The following is a 17,815-nucleotide window of genomic DNA, read 5'->3' on the forward strand; positions in this document are numbered from 1 at the left end:
CCCGCACCCTCTCCGGGTGCGGGCCCACGCGCGTGTGGTGGGGCGGCGCGCGACGCGGGTCGGCGTCAGCCTGCCAGGGGTACGAGGCGGTACGGGCCGGTCATCGGCGCAGTACGGAGCGCGTCGCGCAGCCGCAGGTCCTCGGGGCTGAGCCGTTCGGGACCGCTCGGTACGGGAACGCCGCCGACCCGCTCGCCCGGCGACTGCCGTGGCTCGTACTGCCGGGGAGCGGTGGCGAGGGTGAAACTCGTCGCCCCGATGATCAGCACGGTGAAGGCGATCGCCGCCCGCGTCCAGATCGTGGCCCGGCGCTCGCTGCCGTTCCGTACGGTCCGCGCCGACGCGATCTCCGCGGACGTCACCGCGCGGACCAGCGCGCTCAGCCGCTCGTGCAGCGACTCGGCGTCGGCCAGCTCCGGCACCCGCGCCGAGACGGCCTTGCGGGCGCGGATCAGCCGGTGCGCGGTGGCCGGGGTGCTGGCCTCCGTCTCGGCGGCGGTCTCCGGCAGGTCGAGCCCGAGCCCGTCGTAGAGCAGCAGCGCGCGGCGGTACGACGGCGGCAGCGCGAGCAGCGCCTCGCGCAGCGCCCGGCTCTCGGCCCCCTCCCGCTCCTGCTCACCATGGACCGGTTCGGGGCGGCGGTGCGCGCGGCGCAGCCGGTGCCAGGGCGACATCGCGTACTCGTGCGCCGCGGCCCGCACCCAGCCCACCGGGTCCCGGTCGACCGCGACCTGGGGCCAGCTCTCCCACGCGCAGTGGAAGGCGCGCTCGACGGACTCCTGGGAGAGGGCGCGCCGTCCGGTGAGCACATACGTCTGCCGTACGAGGGCGGGCGCGGTGCAGGCGTACAGCGCGTCGAACGCCTGGTCGGGCGTGAGCGACGCGACGGCGGCACCGCTGAAGGCGACGGGGACGACACCGGGCTCCACCGCGGGCCCGGGTGGGGAGTCAGGCGCGCGGTCCGGCGCGGACTGGGGTGCGGACTCGGGTGCGGAGTCAGATGAAGAGGCGGTCGGAGAGTTGGACGGGGAGTCGGACGCGGACTCCGGCGGCGACGCGGGACCGGGACCGGGACTGAGTGCGGGCGCGGGCGCGGGCGTGGGCGTGGGTGCGGGTGCGGGCGTGGGCGCGGCGCCGTGATGGTGCTGCCGCGCCGCCGACCGCTCCTGTGCCGCCCGTACCGCGGCCCGCTCCGTGCGCCGTGCCCGCTCCTCCGTCAGCCGCAGCTCGGCCGCGATGCCAGCCAGCAGCCTCGCGTAGACCTCCCCCTTGCGCCCGCGCGGCGTCTTCCGGCCGGTCTCCCAGTTCCTGAGCGTCGCCCGGGTGACCCCCACCGTCGTTGCCGCCTGCTTCTCGGTCATCGCCTTCGCCTCGCGCAGCCGGCGCCGCTCCTCCGGAGAGGGAAGCCCCGCGCCGGAAGCGGTGGAATCGGTGGAAGCGGTGGAAACATCGGAAGTGCCGGGAGCGTCGGCCGGGGTCGGCTGCGGGGTGCTGTTCTGCGTGGTGTTCCGGGTCATGAAGGGCTCCCTGCGGCGCGGTGATGGGAGAAAAAGCACATAAGCGAATATTGAGCGACATGGCGAAAATTCGCCTGTTGCACAGATAAAGAGCGTGTCGTGGGCAACATGGCGTTGTGACCCAATTGACCGATCGCGGCACACCGTTGTCCTCGGCCTCCGCCGTGGACCGCGGTCGGGCCGCCGCGCTGACCGCCTCTTTCCTCCGCGGGGCCATCGCCGCGGGCCTCGGCCTCGGCATGCTCGCCGTGCTCCTGACGGCGATGTGGATCGCCTCTCCGTACCCGGACGGCGGAGCGGGTTCTGCCCTCCATGTGGCGGCAGGGCTCTGGCTGCTGTCCCACTGCATCGAGCTGGTACGGCCCGAGACACTCTCCGGCGGGCCCGCGCCGCTCGGTGTCGTGCCGCTGCTGCTCGTCGCCCTGCCCGTCTGTCTGATCCACCGCGCGGCACGGGACACGCTCGAACCGGAAGAGGGGCGTCCCCAGCTCACCGCGCTCGGTGCCGTGGCCACCGTGAGCTGTGGATACCTGCTGGTCGGCGGCGCCGTCATGCTCTACGTGGCGGGTGGCCCGCTCACCGTGCATCCGCTGCGCGCGCTGCTCGGCCTGCCCGTCGTGACCCTCCTGGCCGCCACCGTCGGGGCGTGGACGGCGAGCGGACGCCCGCGTGGACCGCTGCCGCTGTGGCTGCCCGGACCGGTACGTACGGCGCTGGCGCGCACCAGGACCCGGGCCGCCCTGCGCTCCGGCGCGGCGGGTGCCCTGCTGCTGGCCGGCGGTGGCGCGCTGCTCGTCGGGATCTCGCTCGGCTGGCACGGCGGCCCGGCGCACGCGTCCTTCGAGCAGCTCGCCGCGGACTGGTCCGGGCGGTGCGGCCTGTTGCTGCTGGGGGTGACGCTGGTGCCCAACGCCGCGATCTGGGGGGCGGCGTACGCGCTGGGCCCCGGCTTCGTACTCGGTACGGGCGCGACGGTCACCCCGTTCGGGGTGCTGGGCAGCCCCGCGCCGCCCTCCTTCCCGCTCCTCGCGGCCGTGCCGGAAGGTCCGGCCACGGCGCTGAACTGGGCCGTGGCGGCGGTGCCCGCCGTCGCCGGGGTGACGGTCGCCTGGTTCACGCTCCGGGTGGCCGTGCCGCCCTTCGCCGTACGGGAGGAGTCGTGGAGCGCGCGCGACACGGCGCTGGGGACGGCCCTCGGGGGCGCGGTGTGCGCGGCGCTGATGGCGCTCCTGGCGGCGCTGGCGGGCGGGCCGCTGGGGAACGGGCGGCTGGCCTCCTTCGGCCCGGCGTGGTGGCTGACCGGCGGCGCCGCGCTGGTGTGGACGGTGGGCCTCGGCGTACCGGTCGCGCTGCTGCTCAGGGCCTGGCGGCTGCGGACGCGGCGGGTGACGGGCACGCCGGACGCGGAGCCGATGAGCAGAGCCGAGCGGCGGGCCGCGCGGCGCGCGCAGAAGGCGGAGAAGAGCGCGGGACAGGAGGCGAAGAGGGCGGGGAAGGAGGCGGCGAACAAGGCTGGGAACAAGGCTGGGAAGAAGGCGGGAGCGGCGGCGGGAGCGGCGGCGGGAGCGGCGGCGGGCACCGCCGTCGCCGAGCCGGCGCTTCCGGCGTGGTGGCGGGCGCCGCTGTGGTGGCTGGGGCTGCGCAGTGGCCCGGGGGAGGCCATGGCGACAGGTCGCGCGGACGCCGTACCCCCCGGGCCGGGGAGCGCGCCCGGGGCGGGCGGTGACCCGGACGTGCCGGACCCCCGGTCGGCGGACACGAACGCGGGGGACGTCGATCCGGACGAGGAGCCGTACGACTTCCTGGCGGCGGACGCCTGGCACGAGCGGGGTGCGCGGGAGGCCCGGTGGGCCGCGTTCAAGGAGGCGTCGGGGAACCTGCTGACGGACTTCCCCGCCGTACCGCAGCCTCCGGAGCCGCCTTACCCGCCCGCGCAGCAGCCTCCCGAGCCGAACTACCTGGCCGCGCCGCAGCTGCCCGAGCGGCACTTCCCGGTTGCGCCGCAGCCTCCCGAGCCGAACTATCCGCCCGCGCCCCAGCCGCCCCCGGTGGACCCGCCGTCCGGGGCGCGGTAGGCACGGTAGGCACGGCCGCGCGGCCGACGGCCTACTGGCCGGGCGGTTGCCGGTCTACTCCTTGACGCCGAAGACCGGCTCCAGGGAGCGCGGCAGCAGGTCGTTGCAGGAGAGCTGGCCCGTCTTCGTCAGCGCGTCGTTCACGCAGGTGTAGTAGTCGCGGTAGACGAGCTGGACCGTGAAGGTCGTCGCCACGATCGCCAGCGCGAGCCCGGCCGCCAGCAGACCGCTCACCGCAGCCGTGGTCTGGGGCCTGGTCGAGATCTGGCCGGGCCGGCCGTCCGGGCCGGGCTGGTTCAGCTGTCCCGACGGCGCCGACGGTCCCGTCAGGGACGGCTGCCCGGCGCCGGACGCGGCGGTGCCGTCCGACGGCTTCCTGGACCTGGCGCGCAGGGAGCTGGCGCCCCAGTAGACCGCGAGAGAGCCGAGGAGGAGGGCGATCTCGGGGAGGTCGAACAGGGCGAAGAAGAAGGCCCACAACCCGCCGAGCAGGGCGTAACGGGCGCGGCGCTGGGCCGGGTCCGTCGGGTCCCAGCGTGGGCCGCCGCCCTGGCCGGTCCCTGGGCCGTCCTGGCCGTTGGCCGGACCGTCCGGCCCGTTCTGGCCGTGCGGTCCGTTGCCGCCCTGGCCGCCGGCCCGGCTGCCGAAGCCTCCCGAGGAGCGGCCCGGCTGGCGGCTGCTCCACTGGCTGCCCCAGCCACCGCGACCGGAACCGCCGTCCTGCCCTTCGCCGTTCTCGGGGCGCCGGGGCTGCCAGGGCTGGTCGGGCCTGCCCTCGGGCGGCGGCGCGAACGGATTGTCGTCGGAGGAGCCGCCCGACCCGGACCCGCCGGCCCCGGACGTCCCCGAGGTACCGGAAGATCCCTCCGGCTCCGGGGATCCCGACGACGGTCCCGTGGAGCCGGAGCCGGAGCCGGAACTGGAGCCGGCGGCGCCGGACGGGCCGGTGGAGGAGGACTGGCGTTCTCGCGGCAGCAGCACCGGCCCGGAGGGCGGCGGGATGTGGAGTGCCGTGCGGCGGCGTCGGTCCTGCATGTGGTGAACGTCTTCCCCTCAGACCCATCACGCGGGGGTCTTGTCCTGTACGGGCCCGTCCCGGAGACGAACCCTGTCCCCAGACGCTACCTCCCGGCCGCGCCCCCGTCCCGTGGGGGCCGCTCGGTGTGCCGGTATCGTTGCTGACGGTCGGCTCCTTCGTAGAGTTCCCCGTATCGGGGAACGTGACTCGTTCGTACGACCACACAAAGCCGTACGACCACGCCAAGTCGCCGTCCGTACAACGCCGCACGACCCGCGAGGCTGTGCTCGCTCCCAGAAAGGCGCCCGTTGTGGCCTCCCCGCCCTTCGTCCCCCGGCCCTCCGCCGCCCCGGCCAGGATCGTGGTCCTGGTCTCCGGGTCCGGCACGAATCTCCAGGCACTGCTCGATGCCATCGGTGACGATCCCGAGGGCTTCGGTGCCCGGATCGTCGCCGTCGGCGCGGACCGGCACTCCATCGCCGGTCTGGAGCGCGCCGAGCGCGCGGGACTGCCGACCTTCGTGCACCGGGTGAAGGACTACGCGACGCGCGAGGCGTGGGACGCGGCGTTCGCCGAGGCCATCGCGGCGTACGAGCCTGACCTCGTGGTCTCGGCCGGCTTCATGAAGATCCTGGGGAAGGAGTTCCTGGCACGCTTCGGCGGCCGGTGCGTCAACACGCATCCCGCCCTGCTCCCCAGCTTTCCCGGTGCCCACGGCGTACGCGACGCGCTCGCCTACGGGGCGAAGGTCACCGGCTGCACGGTCCACTTCGTCGACGACGGTGTCGACACCGGCCCGATCATCGCGCAGGGCGTGGTCGAGGTCCGGGAGGAGGACGACGAAGACGCTCTCCATGAGCGCATCAAGGAAGTCGAGCGGCGCCTGCTCGTCGAGGCCGTGGGGACACTGGCCCGGCATGGCTGTCGTATCGAGGGACGAAAGGTATACGTCGGTGAATAATCAGGGGTCCGCGACCGCCGCGGGGACAGCCGCCGAGGGCACGAAGCGGCCGATCCGGCGCGCACTGGTCAGCGTCTACGACAAGACGGGCCTGGAGGAGCTGGCGCGCGGTCTGCACGAGGCCGGTGTCACCCTGGTCTCGACCGGTTCCACCGCCGGGAGGATCGCCGCCGCCGGTGTGCCGGTCACCAAGGTCGAGGAGCTGACCGGCTTCCCCGAGTGCCTGGACGGCCGCGTCAAGACGCTGCACCCGCGCGTCCACGCCGGAATCCTCGCCGACCTGCGTCTCGACTCCCACCGCGAGCAGCTCGCCGAGCTGGAGATCGAGCCGTTCGACCTGGTCGTCGTGAACCTGTACCCGTTCCGCGAGACGGTCGCCTCCGGGGCCACCCCCGACGAGTGCGTCGAGCAGATCGACATCGGCGGCCCCTCGATGGTCCGCGCCGCCGCCAAGAACCACCCGTCGGTCGCGGTCGTCACCAGCCCCGAGCGGTACGCGGACGTCCTCGGCGCCGTACGGAACGGCGGCTTCGACCTGACGACGCGCAAGCGGCTCGCGGGCGAGGCGTTCCAGCACACCGCGGCGTACGACGTGGCCGTCGCCTCCTGGTTCGCGGACGCCTACGCGGCGCCCGACGACTCCGGCTTCCCCGACTTCCTCGGCTCCACGTACGCGCGCAAGAACGTGCTGCGCTACGGCGAGAACCCGCACCAGCCGGCCGCGCTCTACACCGCCGCCGACGGCGGGCTCGCGGAGGCGGAGCAGCTCCACGGCAAGGAGATGTCGTACAACAACTACACGGACACGGATGCCGCGCGCCGTGCCGCGTACGACCACACCGAGCCCTGTGTCGCGATCATCAAGCACGCCAACCCGTGCGGGATCGCCATCGGTGACGACGTCGCCGAGGCGCACCGCAAGGCGCACGACTGCGACCCGCTCTCCGCGTTCGGCGGCGTGATCGCCGTCAACCGCCCGGTCTCCGTCGCGATGGCCGAGCAGGTCGCGGAGATCTTCACCGAGGTCATCGTCGCGCCGGGGTACGAGGACGGCGCCGTCGAGGTGCTGGCCCGCAAGAAGAACATCCGCGTGCTGCGCTGCCCCGAGGCGCCGGCCGCTTCCGTCGAGGTCAAGCCGATCGACGGCGGTGCGCTGCTCCAGGTCACCGACCGGCTCCAGGCCGACGGCGACGACCCGGCGAACTGGACGCTCGCGACGGGCGAGCCGCTCCCCGAGGCCGAGCTGCGCGAGCTGTCCTTCGCCTGGAAGGCGTGCCGCGCGGTCAAGTCCAACGCGATCCTGCTGGCCAAGGGCGGGGCGTCGGTGGGCGTCGGCATGGGCCAGGTCAACCGTGTCGACTCCGCGAAGCTCGCGGTGGAGCGGGCGGGGGAGGAGCGGTCGCGCGGTGCGTACGCCGCGTCCGACGCGTTCTTCCCGTTCCCGGACGGTCTGGAGATCCTGCTGGACGCGGGCGTCCGGGCCGTGGTCCAGCCGGGCGGCTCGGTCCGCGACGAGCAGACGATCGAGGCGGCGCGGAAGGCGGGCGCGACGATGTACTTCACGGGGACGCGCCACTTCTTCCACTGAACTGGGTCGCGTCAACTGGGTCGCGTGAACTCAGTCGCCTGAACTGAGTCGCGTGAACTGGGTCTCGTGAACCGAGTCGCGTCGCACGGCACGCCGAAGGCCGCGTCTTCCCTTCCGGGGAAACGCGGCCTTCGGCGGTTCGCTGCTTTTCGTGGCATGCCTAAGCGGCGCACTGAGGGGACGTCAGTAGCGCGGGCGGTTGAACCACGCGGAAGCCGAACCGTTCACCATCGAGGCGAGGATGATCCCGCTGCAGGCGAGCGAGATGATCCCGCCGAAGGTGGCGGAACCGCCGCCTCCGGTGACCAGGTTGCTGAGGCCGCCGAGGAGCGCCAGCGAGGCGTAGACGATCGTCGTCACACGGATCCCGGTGCCGCCGGTGGCGAACTTGACGCCCAGGAAGATGGAGACGGCGCCCATGCCGAGCAGCAGGACGCCGAAAAGGATGCCGATGCCGCCGACGATGTTGGCGCCGGTGGTGTCGCCCGCGGCGTCACTGAGGAGACCGAGGGCGACGCCGATGATCAGCCCCGCGAGAATCTGGAAACCGGCGAAGATGAAGAGCAGAACACGCGCGGTCTTCATCAGACTGGGCATCTCCATCTGGCCACCGGGGTAGCCGTAGCCCATGGGGGCCTGCGGCGGGGCCGGGTAGCCGTAGCCCGGAGGCTGCTGGGGCTGGCCCTGCGGGTAGCCGTACCCCGGCTGGCCCTGCGGCGGACCCTGCGGCTGCCCGTAACCGGGCTGCTGGCCCTGGGGGCCGTAGGGATTGTTCGGGTCGCCGAAGCTCATGACAGGGTTCCTCCGTTGGGTGATGCGGGGACGGAATGACCCGCGTGGAGGAACTTCTCAAGACTGAGCGGTCTGAGCGGTCTGCCCCCCGACGCCGGCCGCACTGCGACGCAATCGTGTTATCAACGCATGATTTTGTCCAGTCGCCTTTCTCAGGTGTTGTGCAAGTGCAACCTCCTGTGCGGGCGCGCGTGCGGGCGCCCGTGCGGGGGCGCGCGCTCGGGTACGCGGACGCGGCAGGGACACGGATTGGAACCGGGGAGGGGTCTTCCGCGAGGATGGGGGCATGAGCGCCCAGATTCTCGATGGCAAGGCCACCGCAGCCGCGATCAAGTCCGATCTCACCGTCCGCGTGGCGGCCCTCAAGGAGCGGGGTGTCACACCCGGTCTCGGAACCCTGCTGGTCGGGGACGACCCCGGCAGCCGCTGGTACGTCAACGGCAAGCACCGCGACTGCGCGCAGGTCGGGATCGCCTCCATCCAGCGTGAGCTGCCCGACACCGCCACGCAGGAGGAGATCGAGGCGGTCGTCGCGGAGCTGAACGCCAACCCCGAATGCACGGGCTACATCGTGCAGCTGCCGCTGCCCAAGGGCATCGACACCAACCGGGTGCTGGAGCTGATGGACCCGGAAAAGGACGCCGACGGGCTGCACCCGATGAGTCTCGGCCGGCTCGTGCTCAACGAGACGGGCCCGCTGCCCTGCACCCCGTACGGCATCATCCAGCTGCTGCGCCACCACGGCGTCGAGATCAACGGCGCGCATGTCGTGGTCGTGGGGCGTGGCATCACCGTGGGCCGGTCGATTCCGCTGCTGCTGACCCGTAAGACCGAGAACGCGACCGTCACGCAGTGCCACACCGGTACGCGTGACCTGCCCGCGCTGCTGAAGCAGGCCGACATCATCGTGGCCGCGGCGGGTGTGCCGCACATCATCAACCCGGAGGACGTCAAGGAAGGCGCGGTCGTCCTCGACGTCGGCGTCAGCCGGGACGGCGAGGGCAAGATCGTCGGCGATGTCCACCCGGGCGTCGCGGACGTGGCCGCCTGGATCTCCCCCAACCCGGGCGGCGTCGGGCCGATGACCCGCGCGCAGCTTCTCGTCAATGTCGTCGAGGCGGCGGAACGCACGGTCAAGGACGCGGGCTGAGCGCGTACCCGAGCGGGAACCTGAGCGGAAAGGGGCGCGGGTGATGGGTGCTGGCACGAGCCGGGACGCGAGTACGGGGACCGGAGTGAACGGCGGTACGGAGCCGGAGCCGGGTACCACGGGTGGTGCCGGGACCGGTACGGCGGGGAAGGGCGCGGCCGAAGGCCCCGGCGCGGCCGGAGAAACCGGAGAAACCGGAGGGGCGACGATCACGGCGGAGGACTCCTCCTCCGGTGCGAGCGATTCCTCCGGTACGGACGACGCGCCCGGTACGGACGACACCTCCGGCGCGGGCGGGCAGAGCAGGCGGTTCTCGCTCACCCGCGACACCGCGCGCCCCGAGGGCGGCGGCCGGGCCGCGCCCCTGGACGCCCCGGCGCCCGCCCGCCAGTGGCCGCTCCTCAGCGTGCTCGGGACGACCGGCCTCGGGCTGCTGATCGTCGGCCTGCACCCCTTCGCCGAGGCGTTCCGTATCGGCACGATCCTGATCGGTATCGCCCTCATCGGCGGCGCGGTCATGCGGCGGGTCCTGCCCTCCGTCGGCATGCTCGCCGTGCGCTCGCGCTTCACCGACATGCTCACGTACGGGCTGCTCGGCGTGACGATCGTGCTGCTCTCGCTGATGACGCAGCCGAAGCCGTGGCTGGAGATCCCGTTCCTGGAGGACACCCTGCACTTCACCGTGCGATAGCCATAGCCATAGCCATAGCCATAGCCGCGGCCAATGCGTGACGGCGGTCCGTCCTCTCCCCCGAGGAGGACGGGCCGCCGTGGTGTGTGGTGCGATCACGCGACGAGGCGGATCACCGGGGGTTGCGCAGCCGGCTCCACGTGGTCTTGCCGACGACGCCGTCGGCCGAGATCCTCTGGTCCTTCTGGAACTTGATGAGGGCCGCCTTGGTGTTGGCGCCGAAGGTCCCGTCCACGCCCTTCGGGTTGAATCCCCAGCCGAGGAGCATGCACTGCGCCTCGGTGACGTGGTTGCCCGTGTTACCCACGCCGATGACGGCGGTCATGGTGTTGCTGTAGTTCGCCGTCCAGCCACGGACGCTGCCATGGCGGTGGCGAGAGCGATGTTCCTGCGGATGTTCATCGGTCGAATTCTCCCCGTTTGCTGAAGAGGGGCGGCGCGGGGTGGACCGCGCCGCCCGGTGTGCACCACAGACTGTTCCGCGTCAGGTCGGCGTACCGCCAGGCCGATCCGGTGAATTGGGCCCTCGTGGGACGGGTGCCGCGCTGACCTGCGGGGACATGCCGCTCCATGGGACGCGGTGGGACGGTGTGGGACGGTCCGGCCCCTCCGGCGAGGAGTGCGGAGGTGGCCGGAAGGCGGTGGGTCCGGGGCAGGGCGCGGAACCGCGCGTCGGACGGCGGCGCCATGGGGAGGACAGGGTGTGGGGAGGGACCCCGGACACATCCGACTTACGCATGAGGTGGACATGCCGCGTTGGAAAGAACTGCCTTCGGAGTTACCGGAGAAGGATTTACAACTGCTCATTCAATTAAGGCGGCTCAAGGACCGGTCCGGCCTCGGGCTCACCGGCCTCGCGGCGAAGACCGGATACAGCCGCTCCTCCTGGGAGCGCTACCTCAACGGGAAGCAGCCGGTGCCCAGGGCGGCGGTGGAAGAACTGGCCAGGGCGTGCGGAGCGGATCCGACCCGGCTGCTCGTGCTGCACGAGGTGGCCGCGGAGGCCAACGCGCGGACGGAGGCGACGGAGCCGGGGACCGCCCACGACGACGGATCCGCCGGCCGCGCCGAGAAGACGGAGACGAAGACGGAGACAGCGGAGGCGGCGGCGGAGGCGGCAGAGGGAGCGGTGCCCCCGGAGACCGAGGAGCCGGGCGAGCCGCGGTCCCGGCCACGGCCCCGGCGGGTGGTTCCGCTGTGGTGGGCGGTCGGCGGCGGACTCGTCGCCATGGCCGCCGCGTTCGGCGCCGGGCTGCTGCTCGCGCCGGACGACGGAGATTCGGAGAGCGTCCCTGCCGCCGTGGTGTATGCCCCCGGCCGTACGTACGAATGCGCCGACGACCGCAAGGACGGCGCCGCCTACGCCGGGCACAGCGTGACCCGTGAGGCGCTGGTCGATCTCAACGGGAACGGCCGCGACGTGGTCGAGGTGCAGTGCCTGCTGCGCAAACAGGGCTTCGAACCAGGGGAGATCGACGGGCTGTACGGCGTCCGTACCAAGGAAGAGGTACGGAAGTTCCAGGCCCGGCGCGGCCTGGTGAGCGACGGCATCGTCGGTCCCGACACCTGGGGGGAGCTGCGCAGGTGACCGTCGGACACCCGGTGGCCGCCGAATGCGCGCGGCTGGCCGCCGAGTTGAGCACGTTACGGGAGCGTACGGGGCTGAGCCTGGCGGCCCTGGCCGCGCGGACGCCGTACAGCAAGTCGTCCTGGCAGCGCTACCTCAACGGTACGAAACCCGTGCCGAGGACGGCGGTCACGGTGCTGTGCGCGCAGGCGCGCGAGCCGGCCGACCGGTTGCTCGCTCTCTGGGAACTGGCCGACGCGGCCTGGAGCGGCCGGGCGGGAACGGCCACCGCCGACACGGCCACCGCCGACACGGCCGCCGCCGACACGGCCGCCGCCGGCACGGTCCCCGCGGGCATGGCCTCCGTCGCCACGGCCCCCGTTGGCGGGCGCGACGGGCGCGGCGGACGCGTCAGGCGCGGCGGACGCCTCGCCGCGTGGCTGCTCGTCGGCGCCGCGGTGGTGGGCGCCGGCGCGATCGCGCTGGTCGTCGCCCGGCCGCCCGGCGGCGAGGGGGCCGGAGCGGCGGGCGGGCGGCCCCCCGTGGCCGCGGAGTGGCGTACGGCGAACCCGGTGGCGCCGAAGTGCGTCGGCGCCGCCTGCGTGGGGCTCAACCCGGGGGCGATGGCCTGCGCGGTCGGGGACATGGTGACGACCCTGTCCACGTTCACGGGTTCGGGCGGACAGCGGCTGCAACTCCGGTACGGCGAGACGTGCCGCGCCCTGTGGCTGCGGACGACCGGGCTACGGGTGGGGGAGTACGCGGAGTTGAGCGTGCCCGGCGGGCAGGCCCAGCGGATCGTGGTCCAGGACGCGCGCGCCGCCGAGAGCTATCTCTCCACGGACATCGCGGGCGACGGGAACGCGGCCTCGGCCCGGATCTGCGTCGGTACCGAGGCGACAGCTGCCGAGGCGACGGGTGCCGACGCGACGGGTGCCGACGCGACCGCCGCCGAGGAGTGCTTCGACTGGAAGCGGCCATAGGCCCCGGAAGGACGAGAAGGACGAGAAGGACGAGAAGGACGAAGGACGGGCGCCGTCTGTCCGTGGCGGTGTACTCAGCGGCACGGACCGGCGGAACCCCTTCAAGATCTCCTTGGTGCCTGTGGCACGGAAGTGAAGATTCCGCCATGGTGTGAAGAGTCCGCAACGGATGGGAGACTGAAGTGGTGTTCGGGCCGGGGGCGCGCGCCGACGCGTCCGTACGGTTCCGAATGCTCCCGTGCGAGGCTCACCCAGGTCCTGGCATCCTGGCTGGGCGCGCCCGTCGCGGCGGCGGGAGAACGGCGCGGGGGGAACGGCGCCGGGGAGCAAGGGCGGCGCGGGGGAGCAGGGACAGCGCGGGGTTCATCAGGCACGTGCGGGGGGACAAGGGGGAGGCGGAATGCCTCGTTGGAAGGCGCTACCGGAAGGGCTCGATCCGGAGGTCAGTGAGTTCACGAGCCAATTGCGCAGGCTCGTCGACCGCAGTGGTCTGAGCATCGCCGCCGTGTCCGACAGAACCGGCTACAGCAAGACGTCGTGGGAGCGTTATCTGAGCGGGCGGCTGCTCCCGCCCAAGGGCGCGGTCGTCGCACTGGCCCAGGTCACCGGCACCCATCAGGGCCATCTGACCACGATGTGGGAGTTGGCGGAGCGGGCCTGGAGCCGTTCCGAGATGCGTCACGACATGACCATGGAAGCGATCCGTATCTCCCAGGCGCGGACAGCGCTCGCCGAGTCCGGAAAGAATCCGGTCATCGGGGCGGGCGGGGCCGGCGGGGCCGCCTCCCGCGACGGCGGTGGCACGACGGTCGGTCTCGGCCCCGGGCGTGGCTCCGTACCCGGGCAAGGGGCTCACGGAGCCCATGGGGCACACCGGGCGGACGGGGCGTCGCAGGCCCCTGCCACGGCCCGGCGGGCACCCGGCGGGCCGTCAGGTCCCGGCTCGGGCAACGGCCCTCGCCCGGGTTCCGGTTCGAGTTCCGGTTCGGGACGCAAGGGCGGCCGGCGCAAGGCGACGATCTTCGTGTCCGGTGTGGTCGGCGCGCTGGTGGTGATCGCCGCCGCGTTCACGCTGACCAGCCTCGGCGGTGACGGCGACGGCAAGGCGGTCGCGCAGTCCCCGTCGCCCAAGGCGTCCACCAGCGCACCGGTGCTCCCCGAAGGGGTGAAGTGTGCCGGTGAAGCGTGCGCCGGCAAGGACCCGGAAGCCATGGGGTGCGGCGGGCAGCTCGCCCGGACGATCGCGAGCGCCACGGTCGGCACGGCGCTGGTCGAGGTCCGCTACAGCGAGACCTGCGGCGCCGCCTGGGCGCGAATAACGCAGGCGGCCCTCGGCGACGAGATACGGATCACCCCCGTGAAGGGGGAGAGCCAGAGCGGCGCGGTGGAGACCGCCACCAACGCGTACACCGCCATGTCCGCGGCGCCGGACGAGGCGAGCGTCAAGGCCTGCGCGACGCTCAAGACCGGCGAGACGGGCTGCACCACGCCCCCGCAGTGAGGCGACCACCCGCACCGGCTCCGGTACCGGCTCCGGCGCGCCACTCCGACAGGTCCCGCACCGGCCGTTGCACGGATACCCGCACCGGCACCCGCCCGCGCCGTGAGGTGCCCCACAAAGGGGGCGCGGGCGCGGGCTGTCCCGGGTCGGATAGCCTGACCGCTGGATATCTCTTCACGTCAAGATTCGGATGACGGACGGTCGAACACCGGTCCCCATGCGGAATGGTGCTGGGGAGATGTCCCGCATCAGGGGCAGGGACCCCCACCGCCAGACTGTCTTACGGAGACCGCCATGACCCGCACTCCCGTGAATGTCACCGTCACCGGCGCGGCCGGCCAGATCGGTTACGCGCTGCTCTTCCGCATCGCCTCCGGCCAGCTCCTCGGCGCGGACGTGCCGGTCAAGCTGCGTCTCCTCGAAATCCCCCAAGGCCTCAAGGCCGCCGAGGGCACCGCGATGGAGCTGGACGACTGCGCCTTCCCGCTGCTCCGCGGCATCGAGATCACCGACGACCCGAACGTCGCCTTCGACGGCGCGAACGTCGCCCTGCTGGTCGGCGCCCGCCCCCGTACGAAGGGCATGGAGCGCGGCGACCTGCTCGCGGCCAACGGCGGCATCTTCAAGCCGCAGGGCAAGGCGATCAACGACCACGCCGCCGACGACATCAAGGTTCTCGTCGTGGGCAACCCGGCCAACACCAACGCCCTGATCGCCCAGGCCGCGGCCCCGGACGTACCTCGCGAGCGCTTCACCGCCATGACGCGCCTCGACCACAACCGCGCCATCTCCCAGCTCGCGGCGAAGACCGGAGCCACGGTCTCCGACATCAAGCGGCTGACGATCTGGGGCAACCACTCCGCCACGCAGTACCCGGACATCTTCCACGCGGAGATCGCCGGCAAGAACGCCGCGGAGACCGTCGACGACGAGGCGTGGCTGGCCGACACCTTCATCCCGACCGTCGCCAAGCGCGGCGCGGCGATCATCGAGGCCCGTGGCGCGTCCTCGGCCGCCTCCGCCGCCAACGCGGCCATCGACCACGTCTACACGTGGGTCAACGGCACCGCCGAGGGCGACTGGACCTCGATGGGTATCCCGTCGGACGGTTCCTACGGTGTGGCGGAGGGCCTGATCTCCTCCTTCCCGGTCACCACCGAGAACGGTGCCTACGAGATCGTCCAGGGCCTGGAGATCAACGACTTCTCGCGCGCCCGGATCGACGCCTCGGTCAAGGAGCTGGCGGAGGAGCGCGACGCGGTGCGCGAGCTCGGCCTGATCTGACCGCCTGATCTGACCGCCTGATCCGACCCGTCTGATCCGACCCGTCTGATCCGATCGGCCTGATCTGACCGGACCCCGCTGAACGAAGGCCCCGTACCGCCGGACCACCACCGGCCGTACGGGGCTTTTTCGCGCCACCGGTGTTGTCAACCTCCTCGTGAATGTAGTACTTCTTATACATGAGCGAGCAGGTGCACAACAGGCTGGCCGTGGTGAGGGCCGAACGGAACGTGTCCCGCCAGCAGTTGGCCGAGGCAGTGGGAGCCCACTACCAGACCGTCGGCTACATCGAGCGCGGGCAGTACAACCCCAGCCTCGACCTGGCCTTGAGGATCGCGGAGTACTTCGGCCTCCCGGTGGAGGCGCTGTTCTCCCTCGAACCCTTCAGCCCGCTCACGGACAAGGTCTACGGGAGGAAGCAGTGATGACCGCACGAGAGACGGCAGGGCGGGCGGCGCCGACGCCGGCGCCCACGGCGTACGACCGGCGCATGCGCGCGCTGATGAACCGGGGCGAGGCCCGGCCGTTCCACGCGACGGCCGCCCGCCGGAGACTGGTCGTCGCCACCCACATCGCGCTGACCGTGTCCATCGCCGTGACCTGGGGCGTGGCGCACGCCACGGAGCGGAGCTGGCTCCTCTTCGTGGCGATCGGGCTGCTGCTGCCCTGGTGCCTGGCGACCGGCGTCATCAACAGCGCCACGCGCGGGCTGCTGGAGCTGCGCGGCCGGGTGCTGGACGAGCGGCAGCGCGCGGAGCGCGACCGGGTCGGCGCGCGGGCCCACCGGACCATGCTCGTCCTGCTGCTGGGCGGCACGCTCGGCTTCATCGGGGCCCGGGTGCTCGGGGACACGGATGTGACGGTGTCGCTGCCGTACGCCCTGGCTGTGGCACTGATCACGCACTGGCTCATGCCGCTGTGGGTGGCGGGACTCCGGGTCCAGGACGAGCCCGCGGAGGACTGAGCACCGTAAGAGGGCGTGACGGGAAGTGGCACCCGACGAGGTGACATCCGACGAGGTGATACCTGCCGAGGTGACACCCGTCGAGTGACACCCGCCGAGTGACACGAGGCACTTTCCGTCACGCCGTACGCATGCTTTCCACGCCCCTGGGCAGATGCCTGAATCGCCAGTTCTCGCTGGTGAGGAATGTTCCGGGAATGGAAGGCAATACGCGACGTGTCGGCACAACAGACGATTCATGTGGATGGAAAGTGGCGTGCTGCCGCCTCCGGTGCCACGCGGGACATCCTCGACCCCGCCGACGCGACGGTGCTCGCCGTCGTCTCCGAGGGCGGGGCCCAGGACGCCGACGTCGCGGTCGCCGCCGCGCGGGCCGCCTTCGACCACGGCCCCTGGCCGCGTACCCCGGTCGCCGAGCGGGCCGCGCTGCTGCGCAGGACCGCCGGCCTGCTGATACGCAACCGCGAGAAGATAGCGCTGCTGGAGAGCAAGGACTCCGGCAAGACCCTCGAAGAGGGGCGCGTCGACGTCGACTGCGTCGCGGACGCCTTCCGCTACTTCGCGGACCTCGTGATGAACGAGAGCGGCGGCCGGGTCGTCGACGCCGGCTCGGACACCGTCCACAGTGTGGTCGTCCACGAGCCCGTCGGGGTTTGCGCGCTGATCACCCCCTGGAACTATCCCCTCCTCCAGGCGAGCTGGAAGATCGCCCCGGCGCTCGCCGCGGGCAACACGTTCGTCATCAAGCCGAGCGAGATCACCCCGCTCTCCACGGTCGACCTCATCGACCTGCTCGCCGAGGCGGGACTGCCGCCCGGCGTCGCCAATCTCGTCACCGGCGCCGGTGACCCGGTCGGCGCCCGGCTCTCCGCCCACCCCGACGTGGACCTCGTCTCGTTCACGGGCGGGCTCAGCAGCGGTACGAAGGTGATGGAGGCGGCGGCCCCGGGCGTGAAGAAGGTCGCCCTCGAACTCGGCGGCAAGAACCCGAACGTCGTCTTCGCGGACGCCTGCGCCACCGACGAGGGCTTCGACACCGCCGTCGACCAGGCGCTGAACGCCGCCTTCATGCACAGCGGCCAGGTCTGCTCCGCCGGCTCCCGGCTCATCGTCGAGGAGTCCCTGCGTGAGCGCTTCGTCGCGGAACTCGCCCGCCGCGCCGGCCGGATCCGCCTCGGCCGGGGCACCGAGGACGCCGTGGAGTGCGGCCCGCTCGTCTCCGCGCGGCAGCTCGCCAGGACCGAGGAGTACGTCGCCTCCGCGCTCGCCGAGGGCGCCGTGCTGCGCTCCGGAGGCAAGCGGCCCGCGCCGTCCGCCGCCCGGCCCGAAGGCGGCTACTTCTACGAGCCGACCGTCCTCGACCAGTGCCACCGCGAGATGCGCGTCGTACGGGAGGAGGTCTTCGGCCCCGTCCTGACGGTCGAGACCTTCCGTACGGAGGACGAGGCCGTCGCCCTCGCCAACGACACCGAGTACGGGCTCGCGGGCGGCGTGTGGAGCGCGGACCCGGGGCGCGCGCGGCGCGTGGCCGGCCGGCTGCGGCACGGCACCGTCTGGATCAACGACTTCCACCCCTACCTCCCGCAGGCCGAGTGGGGCGGATTCGGCAAGTCCGGCATCGGACGTGAGCTGGGGCCCGCAGGGCTCGCGGAGTACCGCGAGGCCAAGCACGTCTACCAGAACCTCGAACCGCGCCCGGTCCGCTGGTTCGCGGGCTGACGTAC

16 protein-coding genes are annotated in these 17,815 nt (G+C 72.4%); 12 read left to right on the forward strand and 4 right to left on the reverse strand.

Annotation, left to right across the window (positions count from 1 at the left end; genetic code table 11):
* Nucleotides 1–65 precede the first annotated feature (65 nt).
* Nucleotides 66–1,517, reverse strand: coding sequence for a sigma factor-like helix-turn-helix DNA-binding protein (locus ACFXKG_RS27715; protein ID WP_384844602.1), 1,452 nt, complete (start codon nt 1,515–1,517; stop codon nt 66–68).
* A 116-nt stretch (nt 1,518–1,633) separates the two neighbouring features.
* Here ACFXKG_RS27715 and ACFXKG_RS27720 point away from each other — a divergent pair, with 116 nt between their 5' ends.
* Complete coding sequence (locus ACFXKG_RS27720; RefSeq protein ID WP_384844605.1) at nt 1,634–3,592, forward strand: DUF6350 family protein; 1,959 nt, start codon at nt 1,634–1,636, stop codon at nt 3,590–3,592.
* A gap of 54 nt (nt 3,593–3,646) precedes the next feature.
* Here ACFXKG_RS27720 and ACFXKG_RS27725 read toward each other — a convergent pair whose 3' ends face one another.
* Nucleotides 3,647–4,627 carry a hypothetical protein gene (locus ACFXKG_RS27725; protein ID WP_384844608.1) on the reverse strand — a complete coding sequence of 327 codons (981 nt, stop codon included), beginning with the start codon at nt 4,625–4,627 and terminating at the stop codon, nt 3,647–3,649.
* A 293-nt stretch (nt 4,628–4,920) separates the two neighbouring features.
* On the opposite strand from ACFXKG_RS27725, the gene purN reads away from it, so the two are divergent.
* On the forward strand, nt 4,921–5,571 hold the full coding sequence (purN, locus tag ACFXKG_RS27730; protein WP_384844611.1) for a phosphoribosylglycinamide formyltransferase: 651 nt from the start codon (nt 4,921–4,923) through the stop codon (nt 5,569–5,571).
* On the forward strand, nt 5,528–7,159 hold the full coding sequence (gene purH / locus ACFXKG_RS27735) for a bifunctional phosphoribosylaminoimidazolecarboxamide formyltransferase/IMP cyclohydrolase (RefSeq protein WP_384844614.1): 1,632 nt from the start codon (nt 5,528–5,530) through the stop codon (nt 7,157–7,159). The genes purN and purH overlap by 44 nt, the downstream gene beginning before the upstream one ends.
* 183 nt (nt 7,160–7,342) lie before the next feature.
* On the opposite strand, the gene ACFXKG_RS27740 is transcribed toward purH, so the two are convergent.
* Nucleotides 7,343–7,951, reverse strand: a complete 609-nt coding sequence (locus ACFXKG_RS27740; RefSeq protein WP_384844617.1) for a hypothetical protein — start codon at nt 7,949–7,951, stop codon at nt 7,343–7,345.
* Between the two features lie 286 nt (nt 7,952–8,237).
* Between ACFXKG_RS27740 and ACFXKG_RS27745 the strand changes: the two genes are divergently transcribed.
* On the forward strand, nt 8,238–9,101 hold the full coding sequence (locus ACFXKG_RS27745; protein WP_384844620.1) for a bifunctional methylenetetrahydrofolate dehydrogenase/methenyltetrahydrofolate cyclohydrolase: 864 nt from the start codon (nt 8,238–8,240) through the stop codon (nt 9,099–9,101).
* A gap of 43 nt (nt 9,102–9,144) precedes the next feature.
* Nucleotides 9,145–9,792: a DUF3017 domain-containing protein gene (locus tag ACFXKG_RS27750; protein ID WP_384844623.1), complete on the forward strand. Its 648-nt coding sequence runs from the start codon at nt 9,145–9,147 to the stop codon at nt 9,790–9,792.
* A gap of 112 nt (nt 9,793–9,904) precedes the next feature.
* Here ACFXKG_RS27750 and ACFXKG_RS27755 read toward each other — a convergent pair whose 3' ends face one another.
* The gene (locus ACFXKG_RS27755) at nt 9,905–10,117 is read right to left on the reverse strand and encodes a peptidoglycan-binding protein (protein WP_384844626.1); all 213 of its coding nucleotides are present in this window, start codon (nt 10,115–10,117) and stop codon (nt 9,905–9,907) included.
* Nucleotides 10,118–10,540: 423 nt separating this feature from the next.
* Between ACFXKG_RS27755 and ACFXKG_RS27760 the strand changes: the two genes are divergently transcribed.
* The 7 genes from ACFXKG_RS27760 (at nt 10,541) to ACFXKG_RS27790 (ending at nt 17,810) form a co-directional block, all read left to right on the forward strand.
* On the forward strand, nt 10,541–11,380 hold the full coding sequence (locus ACFXKG_RS27760) for a helix-turn-helix domain-containing protein (RefSeq protein WP_384844629.1): 840 nt from the start codon (nt 10,541–10,543) through the stop codon (nt 11,378–11,380).
* The gene (locus ACFXKG_RS27765) at nt 11,377–12,342 is read left to right on the forward strand and encodes a helix-turn-helix domain-containing protein (RefSeq protein WP_384844632.1); all 966 of its coding nucleotides are present in this window, start codon (nt 11,377–11,379) and stop codon (nt 12,340–12,342) included. The genes ACFXKG_RS27760 and ACFXKG_RS27765 overlap by 4 nt, the downstream gene beginning before the upstream one ends.
* Before the next feature lie 400 nt (nt 12,343–12,742).
* Nucleotides 12,743–13,843: a DUF2690 domain-containing protein gene (locus ACFXKG_RS27770; RefSeq protein WP_384844635.1), complete on the forward strand. Its 1,101-nt coding sequence runs from the start codon at nt 12,743–12,745 to the stop codon at nt 13,841–13,843.
* Nucleotides 13,844–14,137: 294 nt separating this feature from the next.
* Nucleotides 14,138–15,127 carry a malate dehydrogenase gene (locus ACFXKG_RS27775; RefSeq protein WP_384844638.1) on the forward strand — a complete coding sequence of 330 codons (990 nt, stop codon included), beginning with the start codon at nt 14,138–14,140 and terminating at the stop codon, nt 15,125–15,127.
* Nucleotides 15,128–15,306: 179 nt separating this feature from the next.
* Nucleotides 15,307–15,552: a helix-turn-helix transcriptional regulator gene (locus ACFXKG_RS27780; RefSeq protein ID WP_365807253.1), complete on the forward strand. Its 246-nt coding sequence runs from the start codon at nt 15,307–15,309 to the stop codon at nt 15,550–15,552.
* Nucleotides 15,552–16,091 (forward strand): hypothetical protein, encoded by a 540-nt coding sequence (locus ACFXKG_RS27785; RefSeq protein WP_384844641.1) that lies wholly within the window; start codon nt 15,552–15,554, stop codon nt 16,089–16,091. Before ACFXKG_RS27780 ends, ACFXKG_RS27785 begins: the two co-directional genes overlap by 1 nt.
* Nucleotides 16,092–16,277: 186 nt before the next feature.
* On the forward strand, nt 16,278–17,810 hold the full coding sequence (locus ACFXKG_RS27790; protein ID WP_384844644.1) for an aldehyde dehydrogenase family protein: 1,533 nt from the start codon (nt 16,278–16,280) through the stop codon (nt 17,808–17,810).
* The last annotated feature ends 5 nt before the right edge of the window (nt 17,811–17,815 follow it).

This window comes from Streptomyces sp. NPDC059255, from assembly GCF_042752355.1.
In the GTDB taxonomy this organism is placed as follows: Bacteria; Actinomycetota; Actinomycetes; order Streptomycetales; family Streptomycetaceae; genus Streptomyces.

Excerpts from the sequence above, each read along its gene's own strand:
- ACFXKG_RS27725 (WP_384844608.1), bottom strand. The coding sequence starts at position 4,627 with ATGCAGGACCGACGCCGCCGCACGGCACTCCACATCCCGCCGCCCTCC.
- ACFXKG_RS27770 (WP_384844635.1), top strand. The coding sequence starts at position 12,743 with ATGCCTCGTTGGAAGGCGCTACCGGAAGGGCTCGATCCGGAGGTCAGT.
- ACFXKG_RS27775 (WP_384844638.1), top strand. The coding sequence starts at position 14,138 with ATGACCCGCACTCCCGTGAATGTCACCGTCACCGGCGCGGCCGGCCAG.
- ACFXKG_RS27780 (WP_365807253.1), top strand. The coding sequence starts at position 15,307 with ATGAGCGAGCAGGTGCACAACAGGCTGGCCGTGGTGAGGGCCGAACGG.
- purH (WP_384844614.1), top strand. The coding sequence starts at position 5,528 with ATGGCTGTCGTATCGAGGGACGAAAGGTATACGTCGGTGAATAATCAG.
- ACFXKG_RS27715 (WP_384844602.1), bottom strand. The coding sequence starts at position 1,517 with ATGACCCGGAACACCACGCAGAACAGCACCCCGCAGCCGACCCCGGCC.
- ACFXKG_RS27760 (WP_384844629.1), top strand. The coding sequence starts at position 10,541 with ATGCCGCGTTGGAAAGAACTGCCTTCGGAGTTACCGGAGAAGGATTTA.
- ACFXKG_RS27785 (WP_384844641.1), top strand. The coding sequence starts at position 15,552 with ATGACCGCACGAGAGACGGCAGGGCGGGCGGCGCCGACGCCGGCGCCC.
- ACFXKG_RS27740 (WP_384844617.1), bottom strand. The coding sequence starts at position 7,951 with ATGAGCTTCGGCGACCCGAACAATCCCTACGGCCCCCAGGGCCAGCAG.
- ACFXKG_RS27745 (WP_384844620.1), top strand. The coding sequence starts at position 8,238 with ATGAGCGCCCAGATTCTCGATGGCAAGGCCACCGCAGCCGCGATCAAG.
- ACFXKG_RS27790 (WP_384844644.1), top strand. The coding sequence starts at position 16,278 with ATGTTCCGGGAATGGAAGGCAATACGCGACGTGTCGGCACAACAGACG.
- ACFXKG_RS27755 (WP_384844626.1), bottom strand. The coding sequence starts at position 10,117 with ATGACCGCCGTCATCGGCGTGGGTAACACGGGCAACCACGTCACCGAG.
- ACFXKG_RS27750 (WP_384844623.1), top strand. The coding sequence starts at position 9,145 with ATGGGTGCTGGCACGAGCCGGGACGCGAGTACGGGGACCGGAGTGAAC.